General features: G+C 74.5%; 20 protein-coding genes. 6 read left to right on the top strand and 14 right to left on the bottom strand.

All coding sequences use genetic code 11. The annotated features are described in order from the left end of the window. Positions 1-59: 59 nt before the first annotated feature. The 3 genes from ACFYXU_RS24015 to ACFYXU_RS24005 form a co-directional block, all read right to left on the bottom strand. Positions 60-1,484, bottom strand: coding sequence for a LutB/LldF family L-lactate oxidation iron-sulfur protein (locus ACFYXU_RS24015; RefSeq protein ID WP_389459846.1), 1,425 nt, complete (start codon positions 1,482-1,484; stop codon positions 60-62). After that, positions 1,481-2,197, bottom strand: coding sequence for a (Fe-S)-binding protein (locus tag ACFYXU_RS24010; protein WP_389459844.1), 717 nt, complete (start codon positions 2,195-2,197; stop codon positions 1,481-1,483). Before ACFYXU_RS24010 ends, ACFYXU_RS24015 begins: the two co-directional genes overlap by 4 nt. Before the next feature lie 79 nt (positions 2,198-2,276). Continuing rightward, the gene (locus ACFYXU_RS24005) at positions 2,277-2,450 is read right to left on the bottom strand and encodes a hypothetical protein (protein WP_389406468.1); all 174 of its coding nucleotides are present in this window, start codon (positions 2,448-2,450) and stop codon (positions 2,277-2,279) included. A gap of 116 nt (positions 2,451-2,566) precedes the next feature. Between ACFYXU_RS24005 and ACFYXU_RS24000 the strand changes: the two genes are divergently transcribed. Next, positions 2,567-2,797: a hypothetical protein gene (locus ACFYXU_RS24000; protein WP_389406208.1), complete on the top strand. Its 231-nt coding sequence runs from the start codon at positions 2,567-2,569 to the stop codon at positions 2,795-2,797. Positions 2,798-2,885: 88 nt separating this feature from the next. Here the strand turns inward: ACFYXU_RS24000 and ACFYXU_RS23995 are convergent, their stop codons facing one another. The 6 genes from ACFYXU_RS23995 to ACFYXU_RS23970 form a co-directional block, all read right to left on the bottom strand. Then, positions 2,886-3,689 (bottom strand): phosphatidate cytidylyltransferase, encoded by an 804-nt coding sequence (locus tag ACFYXU_RS23995; protein ID WP_389406207.1) that lies wholly within the window; start codon positions 3,687-3,689, stop codon positions 2,886-2,888. After that, positions 3,686-5,476, bottom strand: coding sequence for an aminotransferase class I/II-fold pyridoxal phosphate-dependent enzyme (locus tag ACFYXU_RS23990; protein ID WP_389406206.1), 1,791 nt, complete (start codon positions 5,474-5,476; stop codon positions 3,686-3,688). Before ACFYXU_RS23990 ends, ACFYXU_RS23995 begins: the two co-directional genes overlap by 4 nt. Positions 5,477-5,659: 183 nt before the next feature. Beyond that, positions 5,660-7,108, bottom strand: coding sequence for an amidase (locus ACFYXU_RS23985; RefSeq protein WP_389406205.1), 1,449 nt, complete (start codon positions 7,106-7,108; stop codon positions 5,660-5,662). A gap of 80 nt (positions 7,109-7,188) precedes the next feature. Then, positions 7,189-7,719 (bottom strand): hypothetical protein, encoded by a 531-nt coding sequence (locus tag ACFYXU_RS23980; RefSeq protein ID WP_389406204.1) that lies wholly within the window; start codon positions 7,717-7,719, stop codon positions 7,189-7,191. Between the two features lie 94 nt (positions 7,720-7,813). Beyond that, a complete protein-coding gene (locus ACFYXU_RS23975) occupies positions 7,814-8,746 on the bottom strand; it encodes a ketopantoate reductase family protein (RefSeq protein WP_389406203.1) in 933 nt (310 codons plus the stop codon). Then, positions 8,743-9,312, bottom strand: a complete 570-nt coding sequence (locus ACFYXU_RS23970) for a winged helix-turn-helix transcriptional regulator (protein WP_389406202.1) — start codon at positions 9,310-9,312, stop codon at positions 8,743-8,745. Before ACFYXU_RS23970 ends, ACFYXU_RS23975 begins: the two co-directional genes overlap by 4 nt. Before the next feature lie 80 nt (positions 9,313-9,392). On the opposite strand from ACFYXU_RS23970, the gene ACFYXU_RS23965 reads away from it, so the two are divergent. The 3 genes from ACFYXU_RS23965 to ACFYXU_RS23955 all read left to right on the top strand — a co-directional run bounded on the left by ACFYXU_RS23965 (position 9,393) and on the right by ACFYXU_RS23955 (position 12,711). Continuing rightward, positions 9,393-10,601 (top strand): ROK family protein, encoded by a 1,209-nt coding sequence (locus ACFYXU_RS23965; RefSeq protein WP_376511632.1) that lies wholly within the window; start codon positions 9,393-9,395, stop codon positions 10,599-10,601. 194 nt (positions 10,602-10,795) lie between these two features. Further along, positions 10,796-12,232, top strand: coding sequence for a WGR domain-containing protein (locus ACFYXU_RS23960; RefSeq protein WP_361404992.1), 1,437 nt, complete (start codon positions 10,796-10,798; stop codon positions 12,230-12,232). Further along, positions 12,229-12,711, top strand: a complete 483-nt coding sequence (locus tag ACFYXU_RS23955; protein WP_389406201.1) for a hypothetical protein — start codon at positions 12,229-12,231, stop codon at positions 12,709-12,711. Before ACFYXU_RS23960 ends, ACFYXU_RS23955 begins: the two co-directional genes overlap by 4 nt. A 22-nt stretch (positions 12,712-12,733) precedes the next feature. Here ACFYXU_RS23955 and ACFYXU_RS23950 read toward each other — a convergent pair whose 3' ends face one another. The 3 genes from ACFYXU_RS23950 to ACFYXU_RS23940 all read right to left on the bottom strand — a co-directional run bounded on the left by ACFYXU_RS23950 (position 12,734) and on the right by ACFYXU_RS23940 (position 15,347). Next, positions 12,734-13,156, bottom strand: a complete 423-nt coding sequence (locus ACFYXU_RS23950) for a DUF350 domain-containing protein (protein WP_329853530.1) — start codon at positions 13,154-13,156, stop codon at positions 12,734-12,736. A gap of 164 nt (positions 13,157-13,320) precedes the next feature. Continuing rightward, positions 13,321-13,935: an HdeD family acid-resistance protein gene (locus ACFYXU_RS23945; protein WP_361404998.1), complete on the bottom strand. Its 615-nt coding sequence runs from the start codon at positions 13,933-13,935 to the stop codon at positions 13,321-13,323. A 35-nt stretch (positions 13,936-13,970) separates the two neighbouring features. Then, positions 13,971-15,347 carry a dipeptidase gene (locus ACFYXU_RS23940; RefSeq protein ID WP_376511626.1) on the bottom strand — a complete coding sequence of 459 codons (1,377 nt, stop codon included), beginning with the start codon at positions 15,345-15,347 and terminating at the stop codon, positions 13,971-13,973. Positions 15,348-15,517: 170 nt separating this feature from the next. Here ACFYXU_RS23940 and ACFYXU_RS23935 point away from each other — a divergent pair, with 170 nt between their 5' ends. Together ACFYXU_RS23935 and opcA are read left to right on the top strand one after the other, a co-directional pair. After that, positions 15,518-16,057 carry a DoxX family protein gene (locus tag ACFYXU_RS23935; protein ID WP_376511624.1) on the top strand — a complete coding sequence of 180 codons (540 nt, stop codon included), beginning with the start codon at positions 15,518-15,520 and terminating at the stop codon, positions 16,055-16,057. 81 nt (positions 16,058-16,138) lie between these two features. After that, entirely contained in the window at positions 16,139-17,050 is a 912-nt protein-coding gene (gene opcA / locus ACFYXU_RS23930; RefSeq protein ID WP_361405005.1) for a glucose-6-phosphate dehydrogenase assembly protein OpcA, read from the top strand. 686 nt (positions 17,051-17,736) lie between these two features. On the opposite strand, the gene ACFYXU_RS23925 is transcribed toward opcA, so the two are convergent. Both ACFYXU_RS23925 and ACFYXU_RS23920 read right to left on the bottom strand, forming a co-directional pair. After that, on the bottom strand, positions 17,737-18,504 hold the full coding sequence (locus ACFYXU_RS23925; protein WP_389459842.1) for a class I SAM-dependent methyltransferase: 768 nt from the start codon (positions 18,502-18,504) through the stop codon (positions 17,737-17,739). 31 nt (positions 18,505-18,535) lie between these two features. Next, on the bottom strand, positions 18,536-19,717 hold the full coding sequence (locus tag ACFYXU_RS23920) for a cytochrome P450 (protein ID WP_389459840.1): 1,182 nt from the start codon (positions 19,715-19,717) through the stop codon (positions 18,536-18,538). Between the last annotated feature and the right edge of the window lie 49 nt (positions 19,718-19,766).

Genomic DNA, 19,766 nt, shown 5'->3' with positions numbered 1-19,766 from the left:
TGCGTGGTTTCCTTCTCCACCGGTCGGCGTCATCGTGGTTTCTCCTCCACCGGTCGGCGTCATGCGCGGTTCTTCCTCCACCAGTCGCGGAACGGCTCTTCGGGCAGTTCCGGAAGGTCGCGGTGGTCGGTCCACTGGCGGGCGCCCGGTCCGGGCAGCCGCCTCGGGAGCGCCTTCCGGGCCGCCGACGCGAGCCGTTCCCCGGTCGCGAGCGCGCCCGGATGGTCCAGGATCCAGGTCGACGCCTTGACGGCGGCCCGCTCCAGGCGGTGTCCCTTCCCGCCCTCCCGAGCGACCTTCTCCCGCAGGTGCACCAGGACTTCGGGGATGTCGATGGCGACCGGGCACACCTCGTAGCAGGCGCCGCACAGCGAGGAGGCGTACGGCAGGGAGGCGTCGACCTCGCTCGCCGTGCCCCGCAGCTGCGGCGTCAGGATGGCGCCGATCGGTCCCGGGTAGACCGAGCCGTACGCGTGACCGCCGGCCCGCTCGTACACCGGGCAGACGTTGAGGCAGGCCGAGCAGCGGATGCAGCGCAGCGCCTGCCGTCCGACCTCGTCGGCGAGGGCGTCGGTGCGGCCGTTGTCGAGGAGGACCAGGTGGAAGGCGGCCGGTCCGTCGCCGTCGGCGGTCCCGGTCCACATGCTGGTGTACGGGTTCATCCGCTCGGCCGTCGAGGAGCGGGGGAGCGTCTGGAGGAAGACCTCCAGGTCGCGCCACGTCGGCACCACCTTCTCGATGCCGACGACCGAGATGAGCGTCTCGGGCAGGGTGAGGCACATGCGGCCGTTGCCCTCGGACTCCACCACCACGAGCGTGCCGGTCTCGGCGACCATGAAATTCGCGCCCGAGATCCCGACCCGGGCCCGGAGGAACTTCTCGCGCAGGTGCAGCCGGGCCGCCTCCGCGAGATCCGCCGGGGTGTCGCTCAGCCCCTCCGGCGCCGGGCGGCCCCAATGGCCCATCCTGTCGCGGAAGATGTCGCGGATCTCGCCCCGGTTGCGGTGGATGGCGGGCACCAGGATGTGCGACGGACGGTCCTCGCCGAGCTGCACGATCAACTCCGCGAGGTCCGTCTCGTACGCGGCGATGCCCTCGGCCTCCAGATGCTCGTTGAGCCCGATCTCCTGCGTGGCCATCGACTTGACCTTGACGACCTCGGTCTCCCCGGTGGCGCGCACGAGTTCCGTGACGATCCGGTTCGCCTCCTCGGCATCGGTCGCCCAGTGCACGGTGCCGCCCGCCGCCGTGACCGACTCCTCCAACTGGAGCAGATACATGTCCAGGTGACGGAGTGTCCGGTCCTTGATGCGCCGGCCCGCCTCGCGGAGGGCGGCCCAGTCGTCCAGCTCGGCCACGGCCCGCGCGCGCTTGTCGCGGATGGTGTGGGTGGCGTGCCGGAGGTTGGCGCGCAGCGTCGGATCCCCCACCGCCTCCCGTGCCGCCTCGGGAAAGGCGGGCATGCCCACGAAGGTTCCGCTCAACGCCAGGGCTCCTCTTCCGTGCTCGCCAGGATCTCCGCCAGGTGCAGCGCCCGCAGCGGCGCCTCCTGGCGTCTCAGCATGCCGCCCACGTGCAGCAGACAGGAGTTGTCCGCGCCGCACAGCACCTCGGCGCCCGTGGACAGCGCGTTCGTGATCTTGTCGGCGCCCATGGCCGCCGAGACGTCGGGGTTCTTCACCGCGAACGTGCCGCCGAAGCCGCAGCACTCCTCCGCGCCCGGCAGTTCCGCGAGCGCCAGGCCCTTCACCGCCTCGAGGAGCCGTCGGGGCCGGTCGCCCAGCCCGAGCAGCCGCAGGCCGTGACAGGAGGGGTGGTACGTCACCCGGTGCGGGAAGTAGGCGCCCACGTCGGTCACGCCGAGCACGTCCACCAGGAACTCCGTCAGCTCGTACACGCGCGGCGCCAGGTCCGCCGCGTCCGCGCCGAAGGACGGGTAGTGGTGCCGGACCATCGCCGCGCACGAGCCGGACGGGGTGACGACGTGGTCGTAGCCCTCGAAGGCCCGGACCGTGCGCCGCACCAGCGGCTCGGTCTCCGCGCGGTAGCCGGTGTTGAACTGCGGCTGCCCGCAGCAGGACTGCGCCGCCGGGAAGTCGACGTCCACGCCCAGCCGTTCGAGGAGCCGGACCGTGGCCACGCCCGTCGAGGGGAAGACGGCGTCGTTGACGCAGGTGACGAAGAGGGCGACACGCATCACGGTTCCTCGGGGACGGTCCGGGTCGGGCGGCGGCCCTGTCCCAGGCGGCGCCGTCGCCCTTGCGGTACGTAGTCTGTCAGGGCCGTGCGCGGCAGACGGTTCGGCGCACGCCGAGCAGATGCTCCAGGGCCAGTCGGTCCAGGTGCTCGAAGGCCATCGAGCGTGCCCCGGCCGCGTCCGGGTCGAACGTCTCGTACGCCGTGGGGTCGGCGAGCAGCCCCGCGAGCCCGTCGGCACCGAGAGCACGCACCAGACCCCGGGGGGCCGCCCTCCGGGCGACGCTCGCCTCCCGGACACCGGCCCGCGCACTCCTGTTCCCCGGGCCGAGCTGCGGGTTACCCTGCGGCAAACGACGGGGGAGGCACCATGACTTCGCTACTCATCCTGTTCGGCGTCCTCGGCGGCAGCGGGGCGCTGATGATCGTCACCCTGCTCCGCAGGGGCGGCGGCGGTTCCGACACGGTCGACGGCGTGCTCCAGGAACAGCGGGCGCTGCGCCAGGCCCGGACCGACAAGGTCTCCTTCAACTCCTTCGCCGCCCACAACTCGATGCCGACCGCGAACGACACCTACGTCCGGCGCGGCGGACGGCCCTGAGGCGCGTACCCACGGCAGACGAGGGGCCCCGGCACCCGCCGACGACGGGGGACGGCCGCCCCGCAACCGCTGCGGGGCGGGTCACCGTTCAGCTCAGGACCAGCAGCAGCGCCAGCGCGACGAGCAGGGAGTCGACGCGGTCCAGGAGGCCGCCCGAGCCGGCCAGCCAGCGGCCGGAGTCCTTCACCCGGGCGCCCCGCTTCACCATCGACTCCAGCAGGTCCCCGAGCGGCCCGCCGACCGCCACGGCCACCGCCGTCTGCCACGTCAGGGACGACAGCAGGGCCAGCGTCAGCAGACCGGCCGCCGCCCCGGCCAGCGTGCCGCTCCACCGCTTGGCGGGCGACAGCGGGGAGAGCGGGGGGCCGCCGAGACGGGGACCGGCCGCGAACGCGACGATGTCGGCGATCGACACGGCCACGAACAGGACGAGCCCCGTCGCGCCCAAAGGGATGAGCCCGGCCAGCACGCCCAGCCACACGAGACCGAGCAGGCCCGCCCCCAGCCGGCGCAGCCCGTGTTCGGCGTCACCGCTCAGCAGGGGCACACCGGCGATAGCGAGCGCCCCGACCGCCGCGACCCGGAGCAGCTCCCCGGGTGCCAGCCACGCGGTCAGGACCAGGCCCACCACGGCCGCGCCGAGCACCGCCCGGTCCACCGGGCCCAGCCGCAGCAGAGCGCCGAACTCCAGCACCGCGACGACCCCGACCACGGAGCCCAGCACCGCGATCCCGGGCGGCCCGAGCCAGAACGCGCCCGTGACCAGGGGCACTCCGAGCGCCCACACGCACCAGCGCAGGATCAGCTCGCGCCGCCGGGTCGCCGCCACCGCGAGCCCGCCGACCGCCAGCGCCCCACCGAGGTAGGGCACGAGACCGGGAACCGTCGTCACCGGGCCGCCCCGCCGCCCGCCGCACCCGCCGCGACCCGGTCCCGCGCCGGGACCGCAGCCGACGCCCCCGCGCGCAGCGCGTCCAGGGCGCTCCGGCACGCCGCCACGACCCGCGCGTTCTCCGCGGTGTCGCGGACGGCGACGCGGAAGGTCCGCCCCTCGAACGCCGGGGACATCGGCGACAGGTCTCGCAGATAGACGTCGTGGCGGCGGCACTCGCGCACCAGCCGGGCGGCGCTCGGTCCGTCCGGCGGCAGGGTCACGGTGAGGAAGTTCGCCAGGCCCTCGTCGACCGAGGCGAACCCGTCGAGCTCCGCCAGCGCGGCGGCGAGCTCCCGTCGCAGCTCCCCGGTGCGGGCCCAGCGCTCCGCGTAGTACGCGGGGTCGCGCAGCGCCGTCACGGCGGCCAGCTGGGCCGGCAGGCTGACGGGCCACGGCGGAGTCCAGCGGCGCAGCTCACCGGCCGTGTCGGGGTCGGCCACCAGATACGCCGCCCGCATGCCCGACAGCGCGTACATCTTCGACAGCGACGTGCACACCACCACCCGGGGATCGACCGAGGCGAGCCCGGCCAGCGACTCGGCGGGGTCGACGTACCCCAGGTACGCCTCGTCGATCCACCATCGGGTCCGGGCGGGCGACGCCTCGATCACCGCGCGCAGCGCGTCGGCCGGCGCGTGGCGGCCGGTCGGGTTGTTCGGGTTGACCACCACCACGAGGTCGTACCGGCCGTCCTCGGTCGCGGCGGCGAGCCGGGCCGGATCGAGCACCCAGCCGTCCTCCCGCCGCAGCCGGAGCCGGTCCACCCGGCAGCCGATGACCCGCTCGGTGACATGGGCGTACTCGCCGTAGGTCGGGTCCAGGAGCAGCACCCGGCTCTCCGGAGTCAGCCAGCGGCCGAACGCCCGGAAGATCAGATCGGACGAACCCGCCCCCACGGCCAGCGACTCCACCGGCAGCCCGCGCGCCCCGGCGATCTCCGCGAGCAGTCCTTCCGCCCCGGTGGGCGGGGAGGTGCGCGCCGTCCACCCCGCATCCTCCGTCAGCGCCGCGCGGACCTCCGGGGACGGGGGGAACCAGGCGTCCAGCACGTCGGCGGCGACCACCTGGTGACGGCGGCTCAGCGTCCGGAAGTCCGTACCGATCGCCGAGAAGAAGGCGCCGCCGTGCTCGCAGCCGTCCGCGCGCGGTGCGAAGTCCGCGTCCAGCCGCCAGTCGAGGCCCTCCCGCAACCGGTCCAGGGTCCGGCCGTGACGGTCGCGGACCGTCCTCGTCAGCTCGGCCACGTCTCCGGTCAGCACCTCGAAGGAGACCGCGCCCGAGCGGACCGTCCGGCCCACCGGCCGGAGTCCGGCGGCGAGGTACATGTCCAGCAGCTCCGTGCGGCCCATCGCCACCACCCGGCGGCCGCCCCGCGCCGCGACCCAGCGCAGCGCCGCGTACATCAGGAGCGGCGCCGCCGCGGTGGAGCGCCAGCGCTCCTCGACGGTCAGGACGCGGATCTCGAAGGGCGACTCCTCGGACAGGACCGGCAGTTCCTCACGGGTGAGGTACTTGTCCAGCGAGTAGCGACCGACCCACGGCGGGGTGAGGCTGACGAAACCGATCCGCGTGTCCCCGCGCGCAGCCACGAGGTACACGTTGTCGCCGTCGAGCCCGTCGCTCAACCGCCTGGACGGGTCCGCCTGATGCTGGCCCAGCTCCTCCGCGTACACCCGGTGCCGCAGCTCGTGGATCCAGTCGAGGTCCCCGGGTGCGGCGGTGCGCAGCTGTATGGCGTGGTCCATGCGTGCTCCTGTGGCGATCCGTCGTGGGCTCCCAGCATGAAGAAGTCCGCCGGGCGGCACCTGAGTACGTGTACTCACTTCGATCATTATCGTCCGGGCCTGCGGCTCCCCACCCATGGGCCCATGCGGGCCGCCGCAGTTCACAGCGCCGGGCGCCGGTTCCACGGGCGGACCGCCTCCCGTTCAGAGCACCGGGCGCCGGTTCCACGGCCGGACCGCCTCGATCGCCGCCGCCGCGCGGAAGACGGTCAGGTCGTCGTAGGTGCGTCCGACGAGCTGGACGCCGGTCGGGACTCCGTTCGAGGCGAGGCCCGAGGGCACGCTCAGGACCGGGCAGCGGCTCGCGATGTTGAACGGCGTGGTCATCGCGGCCTCCAGGTACGAGTCCAGCTCGACGCCGCCGATCACGACCTTGGTCGCGAGGTGGTCGTCGTCGGCCCGCAGCCCCGGGACGGCCATCGTCGGGCACAGCAGCAGATCGTGACGGTCGAGGAGGAGGCCGAGCGTCCGCTGCACCGAGGCCTCCAGCTCCAGGCCGCGCATGATGCTGCCGGGCTCGCGTACGGCCTCGGCGGTCCGCTCGGCGAAGTCGAGCGCGTACGCGGTCAGCAGGTCACCGTGCTCCGCGGCGACCGAGGCGACGTACGGACCGAAGACCGAGCCGAAGTGGATCATCGCGGCCTGCGTCACGACCGCCCGCGTGATCGGGACCTCCACCTCCTCGACGACCGCCCCGGCCGCGCGCAGCGCCTCCGCGACGGCACGGGTGTGGGCCTCGACCTCGGGATCGACCGGCCAGTCCCCGAGGGTGACGGACAGCGCCACCCGCAGGCCCGCGACTCCCGCGTCCGCCAGTGCGTCGAAGCGCTCCGGCAGTGTGACCTTCGGGCGCAGGGACACCGCGTCGAGCGGGTGCGGCCCCGCGATGACGTTCTGGAGGAGGGCGCAGTCGGCGACCGTCCGCGCCATCGGGCCGTCGTGGCAGTACGTGTCGAGGTTGAACGGCGCCATCGCCGGCACCCGGCCGTACGGCGGCTTGTAGCCGACCGTGCCCGTGAAGGAGGCGGGGATGCGGATGGAGCCGCCGATGTCGGAGCCGGTCGCGAGCGTCGTCTCGCCGGCCGCCAGCGCGGCACCGGCGCCGCCCGAGGAACCGCCCGGACTGAACTCCGGGTTCCACGGGTTGCGCGTCACGCCCCACAGCCGCGACTGCGTGAAGGCCGCGCAGCTGAACTCCGGGGTGGTCGTGCGCGCGTGCACGATGCCGCCCGCGGCCTGGACGCGCTCGACGACCGGGTGCGTCTCCTCGGCGATCGCGTCGCGGAAGGCCAGCGAACCGTCCGTACTGCGGCGGCCCGCGAGCGGCTGCTCCTCCTTCGTCGCCACCGGCAGCCCCTCCAGGGCCCGGGGCGCGTCCCCCTTGCCCGCGTACCGCGCCTCGGCCTCGCGCGCTCCGGCGAGGGCCAGTTCGACGGTCCGCTCGGCGAGCGCGTTGACCTCGGACTCGACGGCCTCGGCGCGCGCGATGACCGCGGTCATCAACTCGACCGGGGACAGGGAGCGGTCGCGGAACCGGCGCAGGGCCTCGGTGGCGGGCAGGTAGGCGAGCTCGAGGTCGCTGGACGTGGACATGGTGGTGCCCTTCCTGGGATGGCGGAGGCGCGTCGCCGGGCGGTGGACCGCCTCGACGGCAGCATCGAACCGCCGTCCTCTCACCGCGTCAACGATGTTGACGTAAGGCCTCGGCGGCGACGGTGGTAGGCGACCGCCACCGCGGCCAGCAGCGGGGCCCAGGCCACGAGCGGCAGGTAGCAGAGACGGAGCAGGGTCTCCTGGAACGGGCCCTGGACATGGGCGAGCGGGGAGTACTCCGTGACGTCCGCGTACGCCACGTACGTGAACCAGCAGGTCAGGGCCGCGAGTCCGGTCGCGCCCGCCAGCGCGGCGACGGTCGCGCCGCGCACGGAGACCGGGCGTCCGCCGAAGAAGGGCAGCCTGCGGGGGAACACCTCGCCCCACCCCCGGACCAGACCCAGCGTCAGGAAGGCGAGCAGCTCGGCGAGGACGGTGAGGCCGAGCTGGTACGCGGCGAGTCCGGGGCTCGGGTCGTCCACCCGGGCGACCGGCGCACCGAAGGTGAGGGCGACACGCCAGATCCCCGACGGCAGGACGAGCAGCGGAACGGCGTGCGCGGCGAGTACGGCCCAACGGGGCACGCCCGGAAGGGCCTTGAGCTTCATCATGCACTCAGCCTGTCGTGCGGTCGCGCCCCCGGGCATCGCCCCGGGGGCCGCTCCCGCTCCGCCGTGCGGGGGAGGGCGCCTCCTCCCCGGCGGGTCAGGCGCCGGCGGTCCTGCGCTGGTGGACCCGCAGGTGCAGGGTCGCCAGATCGAGGAGCGGGGTCGCCACGCCGAGCGCCCGCGCCCGCGCCGTCAGGTCGCCGAAGAGGTGCTCGACCTCGGTGGGGCGGCCCGCCGCCAGATCGCGGTAGAGGGACGGCACCATCGGCGAACCCGGCGCGGACACCACGGCGAGCGTCGCCGCGCGCTCCTGATCCGGTACGGGGTGCCCGGCCGCCGCCGCGACCGCGGCGGCCTCGTCGAGCACCGCCGGGCCCAGGGCCGGACCGCCCTCCGTGTCGTACACCTCGCCGACCGTGCCGCGCATGAGGCTCGTCACCGCGCCGAACGTCGTGATGAACACCCACTTGTGCCACATCGCCGTGAGGATGTCGGCCGGCACCGGCGCGTCGATCCCCGCGCCCTCCAGGACCTCGCGGATCCGCGCCACGCGCGCGGAGACCGTCCCGGCCGGTGCGTCCTGCTCGCCGAAGGCCAGGTGGGCCAGGGGGGCGAGCCGCCGGATGTCGCCCGCGTCGTCGAGGGTGGTGACCACCTTGGCGACGCCGCCGAGCACGGCCGTCGTCCCGAAGCGGGCGTTGAGCGCGTCGAGGTGGGCGAGGCCGTTGAGGAGCGGCACCACCGCCGTGTCCGGTCCGACGGCGGGCGCCACGTCCGCGATCGCGCGGTCGAGTCCGGTGGACTTCACGGACAGCAGCACGAGGTCGTACGGCGCGCGCAGCTCGTCGGCCGTGACGAGCCGGGGCCGCACCGTCCACTCCTCGTCCCGGCCCACGACCCGCAGCCCGCGCTCGCGCAGCGCCGCCGCGCGGGCCGGCCGGACCAGGAAGGTGACGTCCTCGCCGGCGCGGGCGAGCAGGGCGCCGAAGTAGCCACCGGTGGCACCGGCGCCGACGACCAGGATCTTCATCGGGGTGAACCCTTCGTGGAGCGCCCCGGGGGCGCGGTGGTGGGCAGGGGGGTGAGCAGCCGGTGGGGTCGGGCGAGTGCCGCCGTCACCGGGTCGTCGTCCGGGGCCGAGGGGGCGAGGCCCGGGCCGGGGGCGACCAGCAGGTCCTGGACGGGCACGGCCGCGCCGCAGCCCTCGCACCGCCCGTCGGGCGCGACCGCGTCCTGGTCCTCGGCGTGCAGGAAGACCCGTCGCGGGCCGCCCGGCGCCGCGTAGAACTCCTCGCCCCAGGCGGTGAGGGAACGGACGGCCGGCCAGAGCGCGGTCCCCTTGGGCGTGAGTCCGTAGACCTCGCGGCGGCCCGTGCCCTCCCCGGGGAGGCGCGCGAGCACGCCCGTCTCGGTGAGGCGGGCGAGCCGGTCGGTGAGGACGGCCCGGGGGACGCCCAGGTGCGCGGCGAAGTCGCCGAACCTGCGGACCCCGTAGAAGGCGTCGCGCAGGACCAGCAGCGTCCAGCGCTCGCCGACGATCTCCATCGAGCGGGCGAGGGCGCAGGCCTGACCGCGGTAGTCGCGCGGAAGCGTCATGACCGGAGCCTAACGTGGAAGAGTTCGGTCACCGAACTGTTTTCGTGAGGGCGAAAGGGGCGACTAGGCTCTCGCTCACCATGAACCAGCCCACGGGCCCCAAGGCCGACAAGTCGGGAGTGCGCAGGCACAACCTGAGCCTCGTCCTGCGGACCGTCCACGAGGCCGGCGAGACGACCCGGGCCGCCGTCGCGGCCCGCGTCGGCCTCACCCGGCCCGCCGTCTCCTCGCTCGTCGAGCAGCTTCTCGACCTCGGCTTCCTCGTCGAGAAGGGAAAGACGTTCAGCGGCCAGGCGGGACGCCCCGGCACCGTGCTGACACCGGCCGACACCGGACCCGCCGGTCTCGGCGTCGAGATCAACGTCGACTACGTCACCGTCCGCGTCGTCGACCTCACCGGCACCGACCGCGTCCACCGCACCGAGCGCCTCGACAACCGCGACGCCCGCGCCGCCGACGTCCTCGCCCGCGCCGCCCGCATCGCCGCCGAAGCCCTGGACGAGGCCGCCGGAGCGGGCCTCGCCGCGGCCGGCGCCGGACTCGCGCTCCCCGGGCTCGTCCGCGACGGGACCGTCCGGCAGGCCCCCAACCTCGGATGGAACGAGGTCCCCGCCGAGGCCCTCTTCGGCAAGGCCCTCGCCGCACGCCGCCCCGCCACCGCCGGTCTCCCGCTCACCTCCGACAACGAGGCGAACATGGCGGCCCTCGCCGAGCTGTGGTCCGGCTCCCTCGGCGAGATCCGCACCTTCCTGCACGTCACGGGGGAGATCGGCGTCGGCGGCGCGATCGTCGTGCACGGCGAACTCCTGCGCGGCGCCCACGGCTTCGCCGGAGAGATCGGCCACCTCGTCGTCGACGCCGGAGGACCGCGCTGCCGCTGCGGCTCCCGAGGCTGCCTGGAGCAGTACGCCGGCCAGGCCGCGCTCCTCGCCTCGGCGGACGCGCGCGATGTCCCGGACCTCGCGCGCCGGGCCGAGGCGGGGGAGGCGCACGTCCTCACCGCCCTCGCCGAGGCGGGCCGGATGCTCGGCCGCGCCCTGTCCGGCGCCGTGAACCTCCTCGACCCCGAGGCGGTCGTCCTCGGCGGCAGCTACCCCCGGCTGATGCCCTGGCTGGCGCCCGCCCTCGCCGAGGAGCTCTGCGCCCGCGTCGTCTCCGGACTCTGGACCCCGGACGCGGCCCGCCTGCGTCCGGCGTCCGCGGCCACGGACGCCTCGCGGGGCGCGGCGGCCCTCGTCCTCCACGACGTCCTGGCCGACCCGCTGTCCCACGCACCGCCGACGGACTGATCCCCGGACGGGCGGCCGGTCGGGCCGCGCCGCTCGGGCCTTGGTCGCTCGGTCCCTTGGGCTCTCGGCCCCTAGGTCTGTCAGGTCTGTCGCCCCCTTGGTCTCTCGGCCCCTTGGGCTTCCTTGGTCCGTCCGTCCCCTGGCCAGAGCCTCACCGGGGGTCGTTGTCAGTGGTGCCCCCTACCGTTTTCACCATGACGACGACGACCTATCTGGAGCTGTCGCAGGACGGCGGCGGTGCCCACAAGTTCTACGAAGTGACCGTCGAGGACCTCGCGGTGTCGGTCCGTTACGGCCGGATCGGCGCGGACGGCCAGACCCAGCGCTCCACGTTCCCGACGGCGGCGAAGGCCCAGGCCGCCGCGGCGAAGAAGATCGGCGAGAAGGTCCGCAAGGGATACGCCCCGGCCGTCCGGGGGCAGCGCGCCGCGCGCGCCGTGACGCGCCGCGAGGTCACCTCCGCGCCCTCCACCGCGCGGGCCGTCGCCCCCGTCCTGTGGCGCTTCCGCACCGGCTCGGCCGCCTTCGGCATCCACGTCGACGAGGAGCGCTGCTGGGTGGGCAATCAGGCGGGGGACGTGTTCACCCTCGACCGCGCCGGCGAGGTCCAGGCCCGGTTCAGCCTGCCGGACGGGGTCAAGTGCCTGGTCGCCGACGACTTCTGGATCTACGCGGGCTGCGACGACGGCAAGGTGTACGACCTGTCGTCCAAGCTTCCGTTCGCCGCGTACGACATCGCCACCGACGTCGACATCTTCTGGCTCGACATCCACGAGGGCGTGCTGAACGTCGCCGACCGCTCCGGCCGGCTCACGGTCATCGACCACGAGGACGAGCACCAGTGGGCGCGCTCCGGTGCCGGGGAGCACGCCTGGATGGTCCGCGCCGACGGGGACGCCGTCTACTACGGCGACACCCGGGGCGTCGCCGCCCACGCGCCGGACGGCGGCGGCGAGCTGTGGCACACGGCCACCGAGGGCGGGGTCCTCTTCGGCTGGCAGGAGGACACCGCGGTGTACGCGGGCACGTCCCGCAAGAAGGTGCTGCGGCTCGCCAAGAAGGACGGCCGCGTGGAGGCGGTGTACTCCTGCGACAGCCCGGTGTACTCCTGCGCCACCTCGGCCGGCGGCCGGTTCGTCTTCGCCGGGGACTCGTCCTCCTCGGTCTACTGCTTCGCCGAGGACGGCACCCGGCTCTGGAAGCTCGGCACCGGCGGCGGCTCGGCGCTCTCCATGCAGTACCGCGACGAGCGGCTCTACCTGGTGACCACGGACGGATCCCTCGTCTGCGTGGACGCGAGCGAGGCGGCGATCGAGGCCGCCAAGGGCGGCACCGTCCCGGTCGCCCGTGACATCAAGCTCGCCGCCGCCCTGCCGGTGTACGAGCCCGCGACGACCGTGACCGCCGTGGCCGCCGTCAGCGACGCCCCGGCCGGCTCGGTGGTCGTGGAGTGCGTGACCGAGGCGGGCAGGACCCGGGTGCGGGTCGTCTCGCAGGGATACGACTCCGCGTGGAACGTGCAGTTCCCGCGCGCGATCCGGGAGCCCGGAGCGCGGTACGTGGTGGACGCGCTGCACCCGGCCGCGGGCGGCTTCTACCGGGTGCGCGGCGACATCCGGCGGCTGCTGTGACGCCCGGCGGGGGAAGCGGCTCGGGTGGGTTCGAGGCGGCCACGGGCGACGGGCCGCCGCTGCCCCCGGACGGGGCCGAGCAGCGGTCGCGGGAGATCCGGGCGGCCGTCGACGGGCTCCTCCAGATCAGGCGGCTGACGCTGAGCGGGGGCGGCGACCCGAGGGCCGTGCCCGCCGCCTGGGAGCGCGGCCGGCCGGTCCGGGCGGTGGCCCTCGCCCTGGAGTCCGGCGGGATCGCGCCCTCGTCGGTGGACTCCGCCGGGACGCGGCTCTCCACCGGGTACCGGGTCACGGCGGGGGAGCGGTCCGGCACGGCCGTGGTGGAGTGGCTCGGCCCGCCCGGGGCGGGGGCGGCCCAGGAGGAGGCGACGGCGCTCGGGGCCTGCGTGCCGGTCCTGGCGCGGCTCGGCTGGGACGCCCTCCTCTACAAGGGCCCGCGCGGCCGGCGCTTCCTGGAGGTGGAGCCCCTGGAGTCCTGAAAGGCCGGGCGCGGGGCGGGGATCAGGCGATCGAGGCCGAGACGATCGCCGAGACCGCGAGGTTGCACGAGGCGGTCACCCAGACCGCCGGGTGGGGTTCGGGGTCGACGAGCGTGGCGCCCAGCTTCCCCGGCGTGACCAGGTCGACGACGAGGAAGGCCACCGCCATCATCACCAGGCCGAGGAGACCGAAGGCGGCCGTCGAGAGCAGCCCCTTGCCGAAGTCGTCGTACGTCGTCCAGATCGAGGTGAAGACGATGCCGCCGACGCCGAGGAGCGCCGAGCTCAGCAGCAGCGCGGCGTTGCGGTTGCGGTCCTCCCAGATCTGGCGCCCGAGCTTGCCGGGGGTCAGCACGTCCACGAGCACGATGCCCAGGATCAGCAGGACCACGCCGAGGGCGCCGTAGGCGCCGGCCCGGCCGAGGCCGTTGACGATGTCGCTCATGAGGTGCCGGCTCCGGAAGGTCGCGATCGGGGCGATCGGTGGTCAAGGACCGGCAAAATGTAGCGCACGCGTCAAGCCCGCCCACCGCCCGCCCGGGGTCGGGACGGACCGCGGGCGGGCGTCGGGCGTCGGGCGCGGTGGACGGCCCTCCCGGGCGGTGGGGTTCACACGCCCGCGGGGAGGTCCTTGGCGCGGGAGCGGACCATGAAGGCCGTGACGATCTCGGTGACCCCCACGACGAGCAGCCAGATGCCGCCGAGGACGGTGAGCACCGCCGCGGACGTCAGCGGGGACACGATCAGCACGACTCCGGCGAGCGCGCTCACGATGCCCAGGAAGACCTGCCAGCCGCGCGCCGGCATCGTGGGGTCGGAGGCCGCCGCCACCGTCTGCATGATGCCGCGGAAGAGCCAGCCGATCCCGATCCACAGCGCGAGCAGCAGGATCGACTGCGCCGCGCCCCGGAAGCAGAAGAGACCGAGCAGGATCGACAGCGCGCCGCTGATGAAGGCCATGACCCGCAGCGCGGTGGTGGCGTGCGTGCCGAAGGCGGCGACCAGCTGCACCACGCCGCTGAGCAGCAGGTACACGCCGAAGAGCACCCCCACCACCTTCAGGGTGGCCTCCGGCCAGGCCAGCACCAGGACGCCCAGGACGAGCGAGACGAGCCCGGCGACGACCAGGGCCTGCCAGGCGAAGCCCGCCAGCATCCCCAGCGGACCGGGCGGCAGGTCCGTACGGGCGGATCGGTCGTGCGGAGTGTCGTGAGTCTGTGTCATGGGACCGCACCGGTCCTTTCTCTACGGATGACGGTTCAGCGCGCGGTGGCGTAGGAGCTCAGGAACAGGGCCTCGGCCAGCGCCATGTGCTCGATCTCCGAGGGGTCCACGCTCTCGTTCGGCGCGTGGATGAGGCAGGCCGGTTCCTCGACCCCGATCAGGGCGATCTCCGCCTCCGGGAAGTGCGCGGCGAGCACGTTGCACAGCGGGATCGACCCGCCCTGCCCCGCCTGGACCATGTCCTTCCCGTACGCCTCGCGGAGCGCCGCCCCCAGCGCCCGGTAGGCGGGCCCGTCGGTGCGGGCCCTGAACGGCCCGCCGCCGCTCTCCGGCTCCACCTCGACCCGGGCGCCCCACGGGGCGGACGCCGTCAGATGGTCGGTGAGCGCGCGCAGCGCGTCGTCCGGGGCGATCCCCGGCGGCACGCGGAGGCTGACCCTGGCCCGTACCGTCGCCTGGATCGCGGCCGTGGAGCCCACCACCGGCGGGCAGTCGATGCCCAGGACGGTGACGGCGGGCCGGGCCCACAGCTCGTCGGCGACCGAGCCCGTGCCGACGAGGGACACCCCGTCGAGGACGCCGGCGTCCTCACGGAACTGCCCGGCCGGATAGTCGACGCCGTCCCAGACGCCGTCCCCGGAGAGCCCCTTGACCGCGGTGTTCCCGTGCTCGTCGCGGAGGCCGTCGAGGATCCGGACGAGCGCGGCCAGCGCGTCGGGCGCCGGGCCGCCGAACATCCCCGAGTGCATCTCGCCCTTGAGGGTGGAGACCGTGACCACCACGTTGGCGAGTCCGCGCAGGGAGGTGGTGGCGGTGGGCAGGCCGAGCGCGAAGTTGCCGGTGTCGCAGACCAGCAGGGTGTCCGCGGCGAAGAGTTCGGGCCGCAGCGGCACCAGCTGCTCCAGCCCGCCCGTCCCCTGCTCCTCCGAACCCTCCGCCACGAACTTGACGTTCACGGGGAAGCCCCGGCCCTCCGGTCCGCCGAGCGCCCGCAGCGCCGTCAGGTGCATGGCGATGTTGCCCTTGCAGTCGGCGGCGCCGCGCCCGTACCAGCGCCCGTCCCGCTCGGTCAGCTCGAAGGGAGGGGTCCGCCAGGCCGCGTCGTCCAGGGGCGGCTGTACGTCGTAGTGGCAGTAGAGCAGGACCGTCGGCGCCCCCTCGGGCCCCGGCGCGTGACCCACCACCGCGTCCGTGCCGTCCGGGGTGGTCACCCGCCGCATGTCCCGGAGTCCCGCCTCGGTGAAGGCCTGTACGAGGAAGTCGGCGGTCCTGGCGCACTCCTCGGGCGGGAACTGGCGCGGGTCGGCGACCGAACGCATCGCCACCAGCGCGGTCAGGTCCTCCTTCGCCCGGGGCATCAGCGCCCGGACCTTCTCCCGCAGCGCTGCGGTCTCGGCGGACTCGGCGGACATGCGGACCCACTTCCCTCGGGAACGAAAGCCCACCCAGTCAAGCAATCACGGGCAAAAGCTGCAAAACATGACTCGGATGGCGCAGTCGGCGCTTCCCCCGGAGAGCGCCCGCGCGCGGGCCGGACCAGAGTGGGCGGCGTACGCCTCCGCCGACGGCACCTGGAGAACCCATGGCCCACCCCAACCGACGCGACCTCGGGCTGCTCGTGCTCAGGCTCGGCACCGGCGCCGTGCTCGCGGCGCACGGCACGCAGAAGCTCTTCGGCTGGTTCGGGGGCGGCGGCATCGAGGGCACCGCAAAGGGCATGGAGGCCATGGGCTTCCACCCGCCCCGGGAGAGCGCGATCGCCGCCGGACTCGGCGAGGCGGGCGGCGGCGTCCTCCTCGCCCTCGGCCTCGCCACCCCGGCCGCCGGCGCCGCCGCGGCCGGCGCCATGGCGGGAGCCGTCGCCGTGCACGCCCCGGCCGGCTTCTTCGCCCAGGGCGGCGGCTTCGAGTATCCGGCCTTCCTCGGCTTCACCGCCGCCGCGATCGGCATCACCGGCGCCGGACGCTACTCCCTGGACCACGCCACCGGGCACGTCCTCGACCGGCGCTGGGTGGTGGCCACCGCCTTCCTCGGTACGGCGATCGCCGCCGCGGCCGTCGTCGGCCGCCGCGCCGTCGCGCAGGCCTCCCCCGAGGAACAGGGCCCCTCCGAAGCGGAGTAGACCGCAGGGGAGGGGGGACCCGCACACGGAAGCCGCGCGGGAGAGTTAGGCTCGCCGCAGAGGAAGGGACGGGCGCCGCACATGAAGATCGATCTGACGGACACCGACTCCAGCAAGATCAACAAGGCCATCCTGCAGGGCCGCCGGGCCGTCGGCACTCCCGCCGTCGGCGCCGTGCTCACCCTCATCGTCGTCACCGACGAGGAGAACGCCTACGACTCCGTCAAGGCGGCCAACGAGGCCTCCCGGGAACACCCCTCCCGCACCCTCGTCGTCATCAAGCGCCACGCCCGCACCCCCCGCGAGCGGAACGAGACCCGCCTCGACGCCGAGGTCCGGCTCGGCACCGACGCCGGCTCGGGCGAGACGGTCCTGCTCCGGCTCTACGGCGAACTCGGCTCCCGCGCCGACTCCGTGGTCCTGCCGCTGCTCCTGCCGGACGCCCCGATCGTCGTCTGGTGGCCCGTCGACGCCCCCGAGGTCCCGTCCCGGGACCCGCTCGGCTCGCTCGCGCAGCGCCGGATCACCGACATGTACGCGGTCGAGGACCCGCTCGCCGCGCTGGAGCGCCGCTCCGCCTCGTACGCCCCGGGCGACACCGACCTCGCCTGGACCCGGCTCACCCCGTGGCGCTCGATGCTCGCCGCCGCGCTCGACCAGGCACCGCTCACCATCACCTCCGCCGCCGTCGAGAGCGAGGCGGAGAACCCCAGCGCCGAACTCCTCGCCCGCTGGTTCGAGGTCCGGCTCGGCGTCGACGTCGACCGGGTCGTCACCGACGGCCCCGTCGTCACGGCCGTCCGCATGGGCACCGCGGACGGCGAGATCCGCATCGACCGCCCCGAGGGCCCGGTCGCGCGCCTCGCGATCCCGGGCCAGCCGAACCGGGTCCTGGCGCTGAAGGTCCGCACGACCGCGGAACTGATCGCCGAGGAACTCCGCCGCCTGGACCCGGACGAGGCGTACGAGGCGGCGCTGCGCGGCCGCGTCTGAAGCTCCGGCACGACGGAGGCCGGGCCCCTGGCGTCAAGCTCCCGCACCACGAAGGCGAGGCCCCTGCGCGGCCCCGCCTCGCTACGCCACCCCTCGACCGGCGCCCGGGAGCCCCTCGGCGAGGACAGGCCGCACCCGGGCGAGCCCCCGGCCACGACAGCCTGCGCCCGGGCCTGTGTGCGGCGCCCGCCCCGTGCGGGGGCCGTCGTCCACTAGAGCCCGCGTCCACGAGAGCCCCCGCTTGCGCGGGGCGGTGTCCACGCGATCGCGTCCGTGCGGTTTCCGCCCACGCGATCGCGCACGTGTGCTTCCTGCCCACGCGGGCCCGCGCCTGCGCGGCTCGATGCCCCGCGCCCGCGCGGCCCCGCCCGGGGCCTCCGCCTTCGCGGGCCGTCCGCCCGCGCCCGTGTGGGCGCTCGCCCGCTGCCCGTGTGGGCAATCGTCCCGCTGGGGCGGGACGGGTGGGCACACGGGACGGCGCCCTTCGCGGCGCCTCCGCGTTCTGTGCCCTGGCCCGCACCGCCCAGTGACCGTGCGCGGGGGTGCGGGTCTGGTCCAGGAGCCTCTGGCGCCGGCAGGGCGCCGTCCCGTTGTGCCCACCCGTTCCGCCCCTTGCGGAACGCCTGCCCACAACGGCGAGGCGGCAGGGGCGCGGCCCCGAAACGCACCGGCGGGGCGTGGCTCCGTCAGGGCGTTCGGGTGAAGCGGAGGGCGACGTCCGCGCCCCGGCGGACGCGGGGGACATCCGGGTCCGGCAGAGCGAGAAGCCGGGCCCGCGTCTCGTCGACCAGACGCGTCCCCCCGCCCCCCACTGCCCACGCCCCCGTGAACAGCCCCCGCGCCAGCGACGCCGCCATCGCCCGCGGCGAGACCGCGAACGACGTGGGCCGCTCCGAGGCCGTCCCCTCGTAGACGAGGCCGTGGGCCGCGGCGATCGGGGCCAGCCGCTCCGGATCGTCCCGGCGGCTGCCCTCCGGATCGAGGGCGTCCTCCAACTCCCCGACGAGGACCCCGATGTCGTCCGTCGGCCGCGTCCCGCCCGCCGGGATCACCAGGTAGCGCCCGCCCGGCCGGAGGACCCGCGCCACCTCGGCGAGGACGGCCCGGTTGTCCGGCCCCGCGTGCAGCAGCCAGGTCGACACCGCCTGGTCCACCGACCCGGTCCGCACCGGAAGACGGCAGGCGTCGGCCACCGCCACCCGCGCGCCGAGCCGGGCCCGCGCCCGGGCGAGCATCCCCGGCGAGAGGTCGAGCCCGTGCACGGTGTGCCCGAGCGCGGTCAGTTCGGCCGCGACGATGCCGGTGCCCACGCCGATGTCGAGCACCGGGCGGGCCGGGTCGAGCAGCGGCGCCAGCATCCGGGCGAAGCCCGCCGCCCGTTCCGTACCGCCGCGCGACTCGTCGTACCCCGGGGCGATCTCGTCGAACTCCGCGGTGCCGGATGTCGATCCCATGTGCCGGTGTCCTTTCGTCCGTCGCCGCGGGTCAGGCCTCGGGAGTGAAGGTCACGGGCAGCGTCGCCATGCCGCGCAGGATGCCCTCGCGGCGGCTCAGGTCGGCGTCCGGGTCGGCGAGCCGGAGGTCGGGGAAGCGCCGCAGCAGGGTGCCGATGGCGATCCTGGCCTCCGCGCGGGCCAGCGGAGCGCCCAGGCAGAAATGCACACCGTGGCCGAAAGCGAGCTGTTGCGGAACCTCGCGGCGTGCGACGTCGAGGATGTCGGCACGGTCGTAGCGTGCGGGGTCGCGGTTGGCCGCGGCGAGCCCGATGATGATCATCTCGCCGGGCGGTACGGTGACGCCGCCGATCTCGTACGCGTCGACCGTGAAGCGTGCGACGCCCCGGCTCACCGGCCCCTCGAAGCGCAGGAGTTCCTCGATCGCGCCGGGCAGCAGCGAGGGGTCGTCGCGCAGCGCGGCGAACTGCTCCGGGTGGCGCAGCAGGGCGTGGACGCCGTTCGCGATGAGGCTCGCCGTCGTCTCGTGGCCGGCGAGCGTCAGCAGGATGGTCATGGCCGTCAGCTCGCGGTCGCTGATCCTCGCCTCGGCCTGCGCGGCGCAGAGCGCGCTCAGCAGGTCGTCCTTCGGGTCCGCCTTGCGTGCCGCGATCAACGGCTCGAAGAACTCGGTGAGTTCGGCGCGCGCCCGTGCCCCCTTGGCGAGCCGCTCGGGGGTGTTGGGCGGCATGATCAGACCGACGGCGAGCCGGGCGAAGTCCGGCTGGCCCTCGGCCGGGATGCCGATGAGCTCACTGAGCACCGCCATCGGCAGCGGCAGGGCGAACTCGGAGACCAGATCGGCGGATCCGCGCCGTGCGATGGCGTCGAGGAAGGCGTCGGTGTGCGCCTGGACGCGCGGCGCGAGCGCCTCCACGCGGCGGAAGGTGAAGGCCTTCGAGACGAGGTTGCGCAGCCGGGTGTGGTCCTCGCCGTCGGCGACCAGCATGCTGGCCATCAGGACGTTGGTGCGTTCCTGGTGGGCCATCTCCTCCTCGAGCCCGGTGACCCCGACGGGGCTGCTGCTGAGGCGGGGGTCGGTGAGGGCGGCCACGGCCTCGTCGTAACCCGTGACCATCCAGACTTCAAGGGTGGGATTCAGCCGCACGCGCTGGACGACTCCGTGCTCCCGGATGCGCTCGAAGAGCGGGTAGGGGTTGGGCTGTTGAGCCACGTTTACCGGGACATCGTGGATGATTGTCTGGTCTTGACCGGTCATCTTC

It is taken from the genome of Streptomyces sp. NPDC002232 (genome assembly GCF_042890295.1).
GTDB lineage: Bacteria > Actinomycetota > Actinomycetes > Streptomycetales > Streptomycetaceae > Streptomyces.
The sequence above is the reverse complement of the archived record's forward strand: the minus strand, read 5'-3'. Positions and strand labels throughout refer to the sequence as shown.